Annotated in this window: 14 protein-coding genes; 11 read left to right on the top strand and 3 right to left on the bottom strand. The window is 57.8% G+C overall.

Annotated features, from left to right (window positions below; translation table 11 throughout):
• Positions 1 to 145 precede the first annotated feature (145 nt).
• The 6 genes from ETAA8_RS31775 to ETAA8_RS31800 all read left to right on the top strand — a co-directional run bounded on the left by ETAA8_RS31775 (position 146) and on the right by ETAA8_RS31800 (position 5765).
• Positions 146 to 643 carry a UvrB/UvrC motif-containing protein gene (locus ETAA8_RS31775; protein ID WP_145098656.1) on the top strand — a complete coding sequence of 166 codons (498 nt, stop codon included), beginning with the start codon at positions 146 to 148 and terminating at the stop codon, positions 641 to 643.
• A 106-nt stretch (positions 644 to 749) separates the two neighbouring features.
• Complete coding sequence (locus ETAA8_RS31780; RefSeq protein WP_145098659.1) at positions 750 to 1829, top strand: protein arginine kinase; 1080 nt, start codon at positions 750 to 752, stop codon at positions 1827 to 1829.
• 99 nt (positions 1830 to 1928) lie between these two features.
• Positions 1929 to 2405 (top strand): 2-C-methyl-D-erythritol 2,4-cyclodiphosphate synthase, encoded by a 477-nt coding sequence (gene ispF, locus ETAA8_RS31785; RefSeq protein ID WP_145098662.1) that lies wholly within the window; start codon positions 1929 to 1931, stop codon positions 2403 to 2405.
• Positions 2406 to 2583: 178 nt separating this feature from the next.
• Positions 2584 to 4149 (top strand): cysteine--tRNA ligase, encoded by a 1566-nt coding sequence (gene cysS, locus ETAA8_RS31790; protein ID WP_145098665.1) that lies wholly within the window; start codon positions 2584 to 2586, stop codon positions 4147 to 4149.
• Positions 4146 to 4688 (top strand): crossover junction endodeoxyribonuclease RuvC, encoded by a 543-nt coding sequence (gene ruvC, locus ETAA8_RS31795; protein ID WP_145098668.1) that lies wholly within the window; start codon positions 4146 to 4148, stop codon positions 4686 to 4688. The genes cysS and ruvC overlap by 4 nt, the downstream gene beginning before the upstream one ends.
• A gap of 81 nt (positions 4689 to 4769) precedes the next feature.
• A complete protein-coding gene (locus ETAA8_RS31800) occupies positions 4770 to 5765 on the top strand; it encodes a GTPase (protein ID WP_145098671.1) in 996 nt (331 codons plus the stop codon).
• 4 nt (positions 5766 to 5769) lie between these two features.
• Here ETAA8_RS31800 and ETAA8_RS31805 read toward each other — a convergent pair whose 3' ends face one another.
• Positions 5770 to 6420 carry a bifunctional 4-hydroxy-2-oxoglutarate aldolase/2-dehydro-3-deoxy-phosphogluconate aldolase gene (locus ETAA8_RS31805; RefSeq protein ID WP_145098674.1) on the bottom strand — a complete coding sequence of 217 codons (651 nt, stop codon included), beginning with the start codon at positions 6418 to 6420 and terminating at the stop codon, positions 5770 to 5772.
• 63 nt (positions 6421 to 6483) lie between these two features.
• Positions 6484 to 7179, bottom strand: a complete 696-nt coding sequence (locus ETAA8_RS31810; RefSeq protein ID WP_202921393.1) for a DUF433 domain-containing protein — start codon at positions 7177 to 7179, stop codon at positions 6484 to 6486.
• Positions 7180 to 7726: 547 nt separating this feature from the next.
• On the opposite strand from ETAA8_RS31810, the gene ETAA8_RS31815 reads away from it, so the two are divergent.
• The 5 genes from ETAA8_RS31815 to ETAA8_RS31835 all read left to right on the top strand — a co-directional run bounded on the left by ETAA8_RS31815 (position 7727) and on the right by ETAA8_RS31835 (position 12201).
• On the top strand, positions 7727 to 7990 hold the full coding sequence (locus tag ETAA8_RS31815) for a hypothetical protein (RefSeq protein WP_145098680.1): 264 nt from the start codon (positions 7727 to 7729) through the stop codon (positions 7988 to 7990).
• A 295-nt stretch (positions 7991 to 8285) separates the two neighbouring features.
• Positions 8286 to 9572 (top strand): ATP-dependent Clp protease ATP-binding subunit ClpX, encoded by a 1287-nt coding sequence (gene clpX / locus ETAA8_RS31820; protein WP_145098683.1) that lies wholly within the window; start codon positions 8286 to 8288, stop codon positions 9570 to 9572.
• Positions 9573 to 9658: 86 nt separating this feature from the next.
• Entirely contained in the window at positions 9659 to 10471 is an 813-nt protein-coding gene (locus tag ETAA8_RS31825) for an SIR2 family NAD-dependent protein deacylase (protein WP_145098686.1), read from the top strand.
• Between the two features lie 293 nt (positions 10472 to 10764).
• Entirely contained in the window at positions 10765 to 11736 is a 972-nt protein-coding gene (locus ETAA8_RS31830; protein ID WP_145098688.1) for a DUF1559 family PulG-like putative transporter, read from the top strand.
• 69 nt (positions 11737 to 11805) lie between these two features.
• Positions 11806 to 12201, top strand: a complete 396-nt coding sequence (locus ETAA8_RS31835; RefSeq protein WP_145098690.1) for a hypothetical protein — start codon at positions 11806 to 11808, stop codon at positions 12199 to 12201.
• Positions 12202 to 12292: 91 nt separating this feature from the next.
• Here ETAA8_RS31835 and ychF read toward each other — a convergent pair whose 3' ends face one another.
• On the bottom strand, positions 12293 to 13381 hold the full coding sequence (ychF, locus tag ETAA8_RS31840) for a redox-regulated ATPase YchF (RefSeq protein WP_145098692.1): 1089 nt from the start codon (positions 13379 to 13381) through the stop codon (positions 12293 to 12295).
• Positions 13382 to 13428 lie beyond the last annotated feature (47 nt).

Below are 13428 nucleotides of genomic sequence, written 5' to 3' on the forward strand. Positions count from 1 at the left end.
CAGGGCCCACTCCTAGAATCCACGAGGGGAGGCGGGAGATTGCCCTCCTTGGGAATCGCCGCCCTATGTTATGATGCGCAGGTTGCGTCGGCGGCGATGTGGGCTGCTGACAGTTTTGTGAGGGCGATTTGTTGGTCGTGACGTTATGAAGTGTCAACAGTGCGAAAAGCCGGCGACGTTTCATATCACGGAACTAACCGGTCCCGAGCCCCAAGAGCATCATTTGTGCGAGACGTGCGCCAAGACGTACCTCAGCCAAAACGATGCCGGTGCGCCACCCCCACCCACGTTGGCAGCGGTTTTGGCCAAGCAACTGAAGATTGGCCAGGCTGCCGACGAGTTGGCCAAGCTCGATCAGCGGAAGTGCCCGGTCTGCGGCATTACGTTCTTTGAGTTCCGCAGCCAGGGACGCCTGGGCTGCTCGCACGATTACGTCTTCTTCGAAAAAGAACTGACGCCACTCTTGCTCAATATTCATGGCGAAACGCGGCACACCGGCAAGCGCCCCGCGCACGCCGTGCAGGGGACCGATGCCAAGACGGAACTGATTCGGCTGCGGCGAGAAATGAAAGAAGCCGTCGAAAAAGAGAATTACGAGCTAGCAGCCAAATTGCGAAACCAGATTCGCGATTTAGAAAAGTAATCCTCGCCCCACGATTCAGATATTGCCCGTCCTGAGTTCAGCGGAATTCAGTTACAATGCGATTCGCATCCTTCCTTCTATTTCAATCACCTCTGCGGACTTTGACGTGAAATTCGACGAGTTCGCTGAGCGCTGTGGTGAATGGTTGCGTGGTTCCGGCCCGCAGTCCGATATTGTCATTAGCAGCCGCATTCGCCTGGCTCGCAACCTGGCTGAGTTTCCCTTCATCCGCCGCTGCAACGAGCAGGACCGGAAGGGAATCGAGCAGACCTTTCGTGCGGCCATTCAAAGCGTGACCGACTGGAAGGAACTGATCAACGTCGATGTGGCCGGCCTGCCGAGCATCGACCGGCAGTTCCTCGTCGAGCGGCAACTCATTAGCCGCGAATTGGCCGATGCCAGCGGTGCTCGCTGCGTCTTCATCGACGCGAACGAGACCTACAGCTTGATGATTAACGAGGAAGACCACTTGCGGATGCAGGTGATGCATAGCGGCCTCGATCTGGAATCGGCCTGGGAGCAGGCGAACAAGATCGACACCGAACTCGATAAGCGGGTGGCGTTCGCCTTTCACGAAAAGCTGGGTTACCTGACGGCGTGTCCCACGAATGTCGGCACTGGCTTGCGCGTGAGTGTGATGTTGCACTTGCCGGCACTCGTCATCACGCAGCAGATCGAAAAAGTCTTCCGCAGCTTGCAGAAGATGGGGCTGGCGGTCCGCGGCCTGTACGGCGAAGGCTCGCAGGCGATGGGTGACTTCTACCAGATCAGCAACCAGGTCACGCTCGGCAAGAGCGAGGAAGAACTGGTCAAGCAGGTCGGCGAAGTGATTCCGGTGATTATCGATTACGAACGTCAGGCCCGCGCCTTCCTGGTGAAAGAGAGCCGAAAAGATCTGCACGACCGCGTGAGCCGGGCGTATGGCATTCTCTGCACGGCCCAGCAAATCAGCAGCGAAGAAACCCTGCATCTGCTCAGCAGCGTGCGGATGGGAATCAACCTCGGGTTGATTCAAGACCTAGAAATCCCGACGATCAACAAGCTGTTCATTCACACCCAGCCTGCTCACTTGCAGAAGCTGCGTGGGCTAGAGCTTGAGACGCAGGACCGCAACGTCGAGCGGGCTCTTTACCTGCAGACTCACCTGCGCAAGCGCCCCGGCGAAGACCCGGCCGAGCATAATTAGCTTCGCATTGTTCGTTTTCGCCCGTCGCGATATAATCGCCGCACAAACTGTGCAGTTTGCCTGTTTTGAGACAGCACTTCGGAGAAGGATTTCCGCGGCATGCGCGTGGGCATTGGTCACGATACGCATCGACTTGGTCAGGGTGGGCCGCTTCGGCTCGGGGGTATTACCATCCCTCACGACCATCACTTGATCGGCCATAGCGACGCCGATGCGCTGCTGCATGCCATCACCGATGCCATTCTCGGGGCAGCTGCCCTCGGCGATATCGGCGAACTATTTCCCGATACAGCTGTCGAGAACAAAGGCCGCGATTCAGCCGACATGCTCCGCTTGGCTCATGACCGCGTGAAGGCGGCCGGCTATCGCATTGGTAATCTCGACTGCATTGTGTTTGCCCAAAGGCCCAAACTGCTACCGCACAAAACTGTCATGCGCGAAGCGATCAGCCAGATCTTGGAACTCCCCGTCGACCGCATCGGCCTGAAAGCCAAGACCGGCGAGAACGTCGGGCCGATTGGTCGCGAAGAGGCGATTAGTACCGAATGCATTGTGCTGCTGGAGGAGACGAAGTGAAATTGCACATCCGCCCCCGGGCCTGCCCCGGGGGTTTAACGGCCTTTGCGCTAGCACTCGCTCTTCAGGCCCAGCAGCTAGTGCACAAGCCAATGAACCACCGCCGCAGGGGCGGTGGCGTGAATGATTAAGTCAAAACTACGAACTTCAAACTACGAACTCTAAACTCCCCACACCCATGACCATCCGCGTTTACAACACTCTCAGCAAGAACAAAGAAACTTTCGAAACCGTGCAGCCCGGCAAGGTGGGCATCTACCTGTGCGGACCAACGGTCTACAAAGAGAGCCACATCGGCCACATGGTGGGGCCTGTGATTTTCGACACGATCAAGCGGTATCTCACGTACAACGGCTACGACGTGACCTGGGTCGTCAACATCACCGATGTCGACGACAAACTGATTCAGCAGCAGCACGAGCGGGGCATCCCCATGGCCGCGATCGCGGATGAGATGGTCATCGACTATCTCAACAACCTGGCGGGGCTCGGCGTCGATCAAATCGACAAGATGCCCAAAGCCACCGAGCACATGCAGGGGATCATCGATTTCAACGCCTCGCTGATTAAGAAGGGGCACGCGTATGTCTCCGATGGTGACGTGCTGTTCGATGTCGCCAAGGATCCGGCTTACGGCAAACTGAGCAATCGCTCGCCCGAAGATCAACAGGGCGAAGGTGGCGGGCATGCTTCGAAGAAGCGGAACCCGGGCGACTTTGCGCTGTGGAAGGCGGCTAAGCCGGGCGAACCCGCCTGGGACAGCCCGTGGGGCAAGGGGCGACCTGGCTGGCACATCGAGTGCTCGGCCATGTGCAAAGCGATTCTCGGCGAGACATTCGATATCCACGGCGGCGGGCTCGACCTGATGTTCCCGCACCATGAGAACGAACTGGCGCAAAGCCAATGCTGCCACGGCAAGCCGATGGTCAAATATTGGATGCACAACGGCCTGCTCCGCAAAGCAGCCTCGGCCGGCAAGATCGGTGGCAAGGGTGATCGCGAAGCAGCAGCCGATGACGGCGGCAAGGTCAGCCGCTCAAAGGGGGCCGGCGGTTTGGCTGACGATATCGCCCGGCTCGGCGGCGAGCGAATTCGCTTCTTCCTCCTGAGCACGCACTATCGCAGCACCGTGATGTTCGGCGAAGAAGGGCTGGCCGAAACAGCCAAGTCGCTTGACGGCTTCTATCGCTTCTTTGAGCGTTTTCAGAAAATCACCAAGCAGCGGTACTTCAATCTTCCCTTTGCCAAAACGCGCAAAGAGGGTGACGAGATCGATACCAAAGAGCCACTGCTCAAGACTCTGGCCGAGCAGCGCAAGAACTTCCTCGAGAAGATGGACGACGACTTCAATACCGGCGGCGCGATCGCCGAATTGTTCGACATGCTCCGCGAACTCAACAAGTTCGCCGATCAGAAGAATCTCGAGCGCTTCACCACCATGGCGCCGGAACCGGCCGTGTTCTCCGACCCCGATGTGCAAACGCTGGTGAAGGGTGCCCGCGTGCTGCGAGAGTTGACCGCAATTCTCGGCGTCTTCAAAACCGTGCAGCCCAAGCGAGGCGGTGGCGGCGATGGTGTCGTCGATAAGCTGATGCCGCTCTTGATCGAACTGCGAGCCAATGCCCGTGCGAACAAGGACTTCGCCACGGGCGACCTGATTCGCAACAAGCTGATCGAAAGTGGGATCACGCTGGAAGACAAAAAGGGCGGGCCGACGGAGTGGCGGATTGGTAGCAGCTCATGAGCACGCTTCCTACACTGCGCATCGTCGGCATCGACCCCGGCCTGAACATCACCGGCTATGCGGTGATCGAAAGCACCGGCCAACAAGTCAAACTGATCGAGGCGGGCGTGGTGCGCGGCAAGTCAACGGGAAGTCTGGCTGCTCGGCTGCAAGAGATCTTCGAAGGGGTTCGCGACGTCATCGCCAGCCTTTCGCCGGAAGTGATGGCCATCGAGCAGCTCTATTCGCATTACGAGCGGCCAACGACAGCCATCCTGATGGGGCACGCCCGCGGCGTGATCGTGCTCGCCGCCCAACTCGGTGGCATCGAAGTGCAAAGTTACGCCGCCACTAAAGTCAAAAAACTCCTCACCGGCAACGGCCGCGCACCGAAGGCGCAAGTGCAGCAAGCGGTGATTCAACCCTTTCGCCTTAGCAAAGCTCCCGAGCCTCCCGACGTGGCCGATGCGATGGCCATCGCCCTTTGCCATCATTTTCATCGCCGCGAGTCGAGCCCCATCGGCGGCCTGAATAGCAAGCGTGGCCGAGCGGCGAGTTAATTTCACATTTCCCAGTAACGTGGGCTGACGTCCACGCTACATCAATCAAAATCATCCGTTCCTCTCACCGCTATCCTGCTCATGCCTGCCAATCTCACGCCGCAGTATCACAAGGTCGAAGAAGAGTATCGTCGCGCTCAGACGCCAGAGGATGAACTCCGTTGCCTGGAACTGATGCTGCGGGAAATTCCCAAGCACAAGGGAACCGACAAGCTACAGGCCGAACTGAAGGCAAAGATCAGCAAGGCCAAGCAGGAAGTCGAAGTCGCCAAAAAGAGTGCTAAAAAGGGTGGCCCGAGTCTGAAGTTGCCGCGGCAAGGTGCTGGCCGGGTGATCCTGCTCGGCGGTCCGAACGCGGGGAAGAGCTCGCTGCTGAAGGCGGTGACGCGGGCCACTCCCGAAGTGGCTCCCTATCCGTTCACGACGCGCGAGCCCCAACTGGGCATGATGCCTTGGGAAGACATCAACATTCAGCTGATCGATACGCCCCCGATCTCGGCCGACGTCTTCGACCCCAACTTGCTTGGCCTCATTCGGGGCAGCGATCTCGTGCTGCTGATGGTCGATCTTGGTGCCGACGAAGGAACCGAACAACTGCAGGCGGTGCTTGATCAGTTGAAAGGAACCAAGACCAGGCTCGCGAACGAGTCGTATCTGGACGAAGACGACATCGGGGTTTCGTTCACCAAGACATTACTCGTCCTCAACAAGATCGATCTCCCCGAAGCGGCTGACCGTCTGGCCCTGATGCGCGAGTTCATCACCCTCGACTTCGACGAGCACCACATCTCAGCCGAAGCGGGCATGGGGCTCGACGAACTGAAAGCGGCGGTCGTCCAGGCGCTCGATATCGTCCGCGTTTACACCAAGCTGCCCAACAAGAAGGAGGCCGACTTTGATAAGCCCTTTACGTTGCGCCGGGGCGGCACGCTCATGGACGTCGCCGAACTCATTCACAAAGATGTGGCTGCTAGTTTCAAGCACGCCCGCGTCTGGGGGACCAACATCAACCCGGGCAGCACGGTGAAGGGCGACTACGTCGTCAGCGATAAGGACGTAGTCGAAATTCACTCGTAGAGCACTATTTGCTCCGGTATTCCTTCAGCAGTTGCTGGTACTGCCGGGCGAGGTTTTCGATTTTCTTCAAGTCGCCAGCAGCAACCAGCTTGGGATCGACCAGCGAAGTCCCAACGCCAAGCGCACAAGCGCCAGCCTTAAGAAAATCGGTCGCAGTTTCGAGATTCACGCCGCCGGTGGGCATCAGGCGAATGTGCGGCAGCGGCCCGTGCAAAGCTTTAAGGTATTTGGGGCCGGTGAGGTCCGAAGGGAAAATCTTCACGATATCGGCCCCCGCTTGCCAGGCGGTGACGACTTCGGTCGGCGTGAGCGCGCCGGGCATAACGAGCTTACTGTAGCGTTTGCACATCTCGATGACCTGCACGTTCACCGTCGGCGAAACAATGAACTGGGCACCGGCCAGGAACGCGGCGCGGCAGGTCTCGGGATCGAGCACGGTTCCCGCACCCAGCAGCACGCGGTCGCCCAGTTTATCGGCGACCCGTTCCAGCACTTGCACCGCTTTGGGGACCGTGAAGGTGACTTCCATCACATCGACGCCGCCGGCCAGCAGCGCCTCGGCCACATCCACGAGCTTCTCGCCACTTTCCGCGCGAATCACTGCCACAATGCAACTATCGAGAACACGGTCGAGGGGGGAGGGGGTCGTGGACATTAATTCGGCTCCTGGGATGGTTTTGGGTGCATTCTAATTCAGGCAGCGAAGTTACGCAGGCCTTCATTCCAGCCACTCAATTTCGACATCGCGATACAATTCTATGAACCATTCCGAGTCTTCCGGAACGTGTTCCTCGTGGCGTTTGTCGAGCACCTTCCGTACACCATGCAGGTCTGTGTAGTGAGTCCGATAGGGAAGGAGTTGGCCGTTCTCAAAAACCGCCAGGCAGTCAGTGTACGAATTGCAAATTCCTGCCGGTCCGCCGACCTCGTATGTCAATTCGTCGCGACTGATGTAATTTGAAAGCCGGAAAAACCCGTCGTGACTGTGCCATGACAGAGTCATGTACTGGCCGAATACTCGCGAGTCGGGAGAAAGAGGCGACGTCCGGGGTTCAACATAGCAAAAGAAACGGCCATGTCGCATGGTCAGATGATGATTCAGAGGACCGCTTGCGTGCAGTGTTTCGTAAATAAACTCTGCCGGAAAGCCAAAATCCATTGTCTCCCTGAAGCACGGCAAGGCTTGCTGGACTAACTCGCGCAGCGTGATCGATCCTTGATATTCTGCTGCCGCAGGATAGGCTTCCACAGCCAACAGATCGTCGATCCAAAGGTCTCCATAGTGCGCGAGAATCTCCTCGTGTGTATGGCCAGCTCGCAATAGCGAAAGCAACCACTCTACGGAGTAGTGACACACGCTCGGCTTACCATTGCAAATGGCAGGGTCTATCTTGATACATGCGAGTAGGCTCATGAGATCAATTTAATCCAGCCAACTGGATTTGTCAGCGGAATGACTGCCGACTCGAAGCAGCGCCGCGCCCTTGATTTTCCAATTGGCCCCAAATAGCTGCCAATTTTTTCGAACCGCCTAAGTCCAGCCTGCGTATGGTTTCCCGGCGAGGCAACGATTCCTCGCTCTTCTGTCGCCGATGATGGCAAGCAAATATCCAGCGCCCTGGTGAGAACCGAGCTTTTTTGGCGCTGTTACCGACGACTTATCCCAGGAGGAAGTCTGTCCAGAATTGCTGAAAAACGAGTCCCTAGGGGATGACGGTTTCGGTGAATCTGGGCAGATGGCAGGCGGTCGGAGTGTACCGGGAGTTCTCAGAGAATTCGCAGCGATTCTTCTGAGCCCCAGCGCTCGCCGATCGACCTCAGCCGCGGTGCGTGAATGGCCGCTTCCGGTCCCGGAAACTGGACTAGCTTCGCCGCATGTGCATAATACAGGTGGAGTTACCGGACACAGGGACTTTGACGCCGCGACACCTTGTCGCCGCGGAGTTGACGGCAGCAGAACGATGAAGCAGCTCACTCCCGAGACCATCACGAATCTGATTTATGGGCTCGCAGGACTCGTCGGGTTGGTAGTGATTGCGGTGGTCGTACTGGGAAAGTTGCGCGGTAACGCACAGCAGTCCGAAGATACTGCCAGCCAGTTGCTATCGAACTTGCAAGATTTGCGACAGGAGGGTGACATCAGCGACGCCGAATACCGAACTATAAAAGCGGTGCTAGGAGCAAAGCTCCAGCAGCGAGTAAAGGACGATCAGAACAAGGGTTAGATCAGACTTCAGCGGTCGCACCGGGGACAACACCCGGGGAAACTTTGCGGCCCACGAAGACTGTTCGCACCGTGCCAGCTGGTCCTGCTTTATCGCCTGTTCCGGCCTGGGAGGTCGGCAGCATCTGCAAGAGTTTTCCCCGAAGTTACCCGATACGCTCGAACTTTAAGCGGACAAGGATGCCCCCTACCCGGTTTGTGCGACCAGAGCACTGCCATCGAGCTTGCACCTGAGATTCTGTTGGCCTGGTTGACCCACCGCCAACTTAATTCCGCTGAAAGGAGTGTTGTTTTCTATGCCGACAGGTAAGGACATGAGTGGAGGGCGGCGAAGCGCCAGTACCACAAAGAAGAACGCCTTCTGCTCGTTTTGTCGCAAAAGCTATCGCGACGTCGGACCGCTCGTCGAAGGGCCCGGCGATGTGTACATCTGCGGCGAGTGTATCGAACTCTGCCAATCGATCCTCGATCAAGAACAACGCCGCCGCGGCGCGACTAAGCCTCTGTTCAATCGAATTCCGACGCCGCGTGAATTGGTTAGTTCTCTCGACCAGTACGTCGTCGGCCAGACCTTCCCTAAGAAGGTTCTGTCGGTCGCCGTTCACAACCATTACAAGCGGTTGCAACTGGGCTTCGAAGGTTCAGAAGTCGAAGTCGAGAAATCGAACATCCTGCTGCTGGGCCCCACCGGCTCGGGCAAGACGCTGCTCGCTCGCACTTTGGCTCGCGTGCTCAATGTCCCCTTCGCCATCGGCGATGCCACCACGCTGACCGAAGCGGGTTATGTGGGTGAAGACGTCGAGAACCTGCTTTTGAAGCTGCTGCACGCTGCCGACTTCGACCTGGAAGCCGCCCAGCGTGGCGTGCTCTACATCGACGAAATCGACAAGATCGGCAAGACGAGCCAGAACGTCTCGATCACTCGCGACGTCTCGGGCGAAGGGGTGCAACAGGCGTTGCTAAAAATGCTCGAAGGGACCGTCGCCAATGTTCCGCCGCAAGGGGGCCGCAAGCATCCCGAGCAGCAGTACATTCAGATGGACACGACCAACATTCTGTTCATCTGCGGCGGGACGTTTGTTGGCATCGAAGACATCGTTCGCAAGCGGCTCGGCAAGAAGTCACTCGGCTTCAGCCAGTCGACCACCAGCCATACGAACGAGATGGACACCGCCGAAGTGCTGTCGTTGGTGCAGACCGAAGACATCCTTGAGTTCGGCATGATTCCAGAACTCATCGGCCGCTTGCCAGTGATTGCCTCGCTCGCTCCGCTCGATCACTCGGGCCTGGTGAAAGTCCTTACCGAACCCAAGAACGCTTTGCTCCGTCAGTACCAAACCTTGTTCCAGATGGAAGACTGCCAGCTGGAGTTCAGCGACTCGGCTCTCAACGCCATCGCTCACAAGGCTGTGGTGAAGGGAACCGGAGCCCGCGGCCTGCGTTCGATTGTTGAACAAACCATGCTCGACGTGATGTTCGAACTCCCCGATCAACCGAAGGGAAGCAAGTTCATCATCGACGACGACATCGTCATGGGACGTCGCAAGATGTTCCCCGTCGAAGTGAAAGCCAAGAGCGCCTAAGCTCGCGGCGAACGACTTGCACAAATGGATCCAAACCTGGCCACGAGTTTCGTGGCCAGTGTTGTTTCTTGCGAGATACGTTGACCATGCTCGACACCGCACTCGATCTCGCTGCTGCAGCTATTCGCCAGGCTGATGCGCTGCTAATTGGTGCGGGCGCGGGTATGGGTGTCGATTCGGGACTGCCCGACTTTCGCGGCAGTGAAGGCTTTTGGAAGGCCTACCCGCCATTTCACGGCCGATCGTTTGCCGCGTTATCGACGCCTCACTGGTTCCGCACCGATTCGCAATTGGCCTGGGGCTTCTTTGGTCATCGCTATCAGCTGTATCGCGACACGCGGCCTCATGCGGGCTTCGAGATTCTGCGCCAGTGGTGCGAACGGCGGGAGCATCGCTACTTCGTGTTCACCAGCAATGTCGATGGCCACTTTCAGCGTGCAGGCTTTCCCGAAGAGCGAGTGCTTGAGCGGCATGGTTCGATTCAACACTTGCAATGCACCCAGCCCTGCGCGTCGGTCATCTGGCCGGCCGGCGACGCGCTGCATTTCGAGATCGACCCGGCCACCATTCGCACCGGTTCTGAACTGCCACGCTGCCCGCATTGCCACGAACTGGCCCGCCCCAACATTCTGATGTTCGACGACTACGACTGGCTTCCCGCGCGGTGCGAAGCACAATATCAGCGCTATGCTACTTGGCTGGAGCAAGTGGCCGGCCAACAACTGGTCGCGATCGAGTTCGGCGCGGGGCTCGCCATTCCAACGGTTCGGCGCGAGTGTGAGCGCTGGTGTACCACACTCATCCGCGTGAACCCGCGCGAAGCAGAAGTTCCGACAGGTGGAATCTCATTGCCGCTGGGCGCACTCGAGGCGATTCACGAGATTGATAGACGCCTTTAATGGGCGCTCACTGTTCATCTTGACCATGCGACGCGAGCGAGTGTCGACCTCGCTCATGCTCAGGTTCGCCAGGCGGCCTGCCGCAAGCACCCCTCGATGTTGGGTGACATCCAGTCACCCCCTCCCCACGTATGGGTCGGTTAGCATTTTTTGCGCGAATTACTGCGCACATTTCGCATAACAATTCGAACGGTTCGTCTATCAATATATATATCGCGACGCTTCTCTCTCCCGTGATCCGACCGTGGACCACAAGCAGTTGCGATGAGGTGATTTGATGCGGATGTGCCCTGATGAAAAATCCACGCTGGTGGAACTGCGGTGTTGTTGGTGCCGGGCGAATTCAAGCAGGACGCGCACGAGCGTTTACGCTGGTTGAACTCTTGGTGGTGATTGCCATTATTGGCGTGCTCGTAGCGCTGCTGCTCCCCGCAGTGCAAGCCGCTCGCGAAGCGGCCCGCCGCATGAGTTGCTCGAACAATCTCAAGCAGTACGGCCTTGCACTGCAAAACTATCACGACACGATGCTCGCGTTTCCCTACGGCGGTACCAACGGTATTTCGAAGAACCGCGACCTGTCGTGGCAACTCCGGATTCTGCCGTTCATGGAACAGAACAACATTTACACCCAAGTGGACTGGAACTCGAGCTACAACAGTGCGGCCAACTACTTGGTTGGTCACATGTTCGTGAAGGGAAGTGTTTGCCCGAGCCAAACGGCGTTGCGCTCCGGTTCATCGGGCGAAAAGAGTGCAACGGAGACCTTGCCTGGCTTCACCACGCATTACTACGGCATTAATGGACCGCAAGGGACGAATGTCAAGACGGGGCAGACCTACACGGACCATGCGCTCTCAACGGCTGGCCATGGTGACATTGCGGCGGATGGCGTTCTCAATCCGTACGAGTCGATTTCGATGGCCGCTGTCACGGATGGCACGTCGAACACGTTCCTCGTGGGCGAAATCTCGTTTCAGAAGGCTCTTCAACCGACTGGTTCGCACAGCTTGCGAATTTGGACCCGTGGCGGTGGTGCCGGCAACACGACCAGCAGCACCAAGAACATTGAATTTCCAATTAACTCCACGGTCTACACGAGCGCCACCCCAAACTTCAACGACATCAGCTTCGGCAGCAACCATCCGGGCGGAGCCCAGTTCGGCCTCACCGATGGTTCAGTTCGGCTGATCACCGCGAATATCGATATGTCGATCTACAAAGCCATGGCCAGTCGCAGCGGTGGTGAAGCACTCTATGCCGACTAGTGAATGCAAGGACTTTGAGAAGTGGTCTTGAGGATCAGACAACGTTAATTTGGAACGGAGTGAGTTGCAATGGATCGAGTGTTTCGCGCGTGGTTAGCTGTTGCTAGTCTAACCACGCTCTTTGGCTTCGCGGGTTGCTCTGGTGGTGGCGACGGCCCCGCGCGGTTTCGTTCGTCTGGCAGTGTGACGATCGACGGCCAGCCGGTCTCGCAAGGAATGGTCTACTTCATGCCGGCTGCCGGCAATGAAGGGCCGCAAGGTTACGCGACCATTCAAGGTGGTAAGTACGACACAAACCGTGACGGGGGCGGGACCGTCGGTGGCATGCATCGCATCAAGATTGTCGCACCCGACTTCGAATACGAATCAAGCGGAGATATCGATCTGCCCAAATCCGATGGCACGCAGAACTTTGAACTCAAAGCGATTGACGTTCGCCGCATCGTACCTGGCCCACCTGCTTAGTAAGTGGTCCGGGGTCGGGAGTCTTTGGCGAAGAGGGATTCAGCTAACTGGAGTGACTCCCTTCGCCAAAAACTCCCGACCCCTGCAAACATCAATTAAACAGGAAGTGGCAGATATCGCCGTCCTGCATGATGTAATTCTTACCCTCCACGCGCAGACGGCCCGCTGCGCGTAGTTCTTTTTCGCTGCCGTACTTTTCCAGGTCTTCCAGCGAGTAGACTTCGACGCGAATGAAGCCTTTTTCGAAATCGCTGTGAATGACCCCCGCAGCTTGCGGAGCGGTGGCACCGACGGGAATCGTCCAAGCGCGAACTTCTTTCTCGCCGGCAGTGAAGTAACTCTGCAGCCCGAGCGTGCGATAAGCTTCGCGCGCGAGGGCCGCGAGAGCGGGCTCTTTCAGCCCGACGCCCGCGAGCATTTCGCTCCGGTCGGGCTCTTCGAGTTCGGCAATTTCGGACTCGAGCTTGGCACAGACGGGCACGATGCCGGCCGAAATCTTGGTCGCAAACTCGCGGACTCGTTGTACCATTGGGCCCTGGCCGAGCAGGTCCGACTCGTCGACGTTGGCGACGAACAAAATCGGCTTGGCAGTCATCAGCCCAAAACTTTGAATCGCTTCGGCCTCGGGGGCCGCTAGTTTCAAACTGCGCAGCGGTAGCTCCTTCGTCAAATGAGCCAGGCAAGCTTCGATGGCCGCGACGCGCAGCTTGGCTTCTTTATCGCCGGTGCGCCCCGCCTTCTGCGCCTTTGGCAGCGCGATTTCCAATGCCTGAATATCAGCGAGCATCAACTCCATCTCGATCGTCTCGATATCGGAGAGGGGATCGACGTTGCCGGTCACGTGAATCACATCCGGATCGTTGAAGCAGCGGACAACCTGCAGAATCGCATCGACCTGGCGAATGTGGCTGAGGAACTTGTTCCCCAGGCCTTGCCCCTCGCTGGCACCTTTCACAATGCCAGCGATATCGACCAGCTTGAGAATGGCGGGGATGACTTTTTGCGGTGGAATGAACTTGGTGATTCGCCCGAGCCGATCGTCGGGCACGCTGACGATCCCCTCGTTGGGTTCGATTGTGCAAAACGGATAATTGGCCGCCTGCGCACCCTGCGTGCTGGTGAGGGCATTAAACAACGTGCTCTTGCCCACATTCGGCAGGCCAACAATCCCAGCTTCCATCGCAAGTACCTTCTATGAGCGACTCTTCGGGCGCGTGCAGTCAATAA

Origin of the sequence: Anatilimnocola aggregata (genome assembly GCF_007747655.1) — a bacterium.
Classification (GTDB): domain Bacteria; phylum Planctomycetota; class Planctomycetia; order Pirellulales; family Pirellulaceae; genus Anatilimnocola; species Anatilimnocola aggregata.

What these genes read in the sequence shown, in the direction of transcription:
- ETAA8_RS31825 (WP_145098686.1), top strand. Translation starts at nt 9,659, where the DNA reads ATGCTCGACACCGCACTCGATCTCGCTGCTGCAGCTATTCGCCAGGCT.
- clpX (WP_145098683.1), top strand. Translation starts at nt 8,286, where the DNA reads ATGCCGACAGGTAAGGACATGAGTGGAGGGCGGCGAAGCGCCAGTACC.
- cysS (WP_145098665.1), top strand. Translation starts at nt 2,584, where the DNA reads ATGACCATCCGCGTTTACAACACTCTCAGCAAGAACAAAGAAACTTTC.
- ETAA8_RS31835 (WP_145098690.1), top strand. Translation starts at nt 11,806, where the DNA reads ATGGATCGAGTGTTTCGCGCGTGGTTAGCTGTTGCTAGTCTAACCACG.
- ETAA8_RS31805 (WP_145098674.1), bottom strand. Translation starts at nt 6,420, where the DNA reads ATGTCCACGACCCCCTCCCCCCTCGACCGTGTTCTCGATAGTTGCATT.
- ETAA8_RS31800 (WP_145098671.1), top strand. Translation starts at nt 4,770, where the DNA reads ATGCCTGCCAATCTCACGCCGCAGTATCACAAGGTCGAAGAAGAGTAT.
- ETAA8_RS31810 (WP_202921393.1), bottom strand. Translation starts at nt 7,179, where the DNA reads ATGAGCCTACTCGCATGTATCAAGATAGACCCTGCCATTTGCAATGGT.
- ruvC (WP_145098668.1), top strand. Translation starts at nt 4,146, where the DNA reads ATGAGCACGCTTCCTACACTGCGCATCGTCGGCATCGACCCCGGCCTG.
- ychF (WP_145098692.1), bottom strand. Translation starts at nt 13,381, where the DNA reads ATGGAAGCTGGGATTGTTGGCCTGCCGAATGTGGGCAAGAGCACGTTG.
- ETAA8_RS31775 (WP_145098656.1), top strand. Translation starts at nt 146, where the DNA reads ATGAAGTGTCAACAGTGCGAAAAGCCGGCGACGTTTCATATCACGGAA.
- ETAA8_RS31830 (WP_145098688.1), top strand. Translation starts at nt 10,765, where the DNA reads ATGAAAAATCCACGCTGGTGGAACTGCGGTGTTGTTGGTGCCGGGCGA.
- ETAA8_RS31815 (WP_145098680.1), top strand. Translation starts at nt 7,727, where the DNA reads ATGAAGCAGCTCACTCCCGAGACCATCACGAATCTGATTTATGGGCTC.
- ispF (WP_145098662.1), top strand. Translation starts at nt 1,929, where the DNA reads ATGCGCGTGGGCATTGGTCACGATACGCATCGACTTGGTCAGGGTGGG.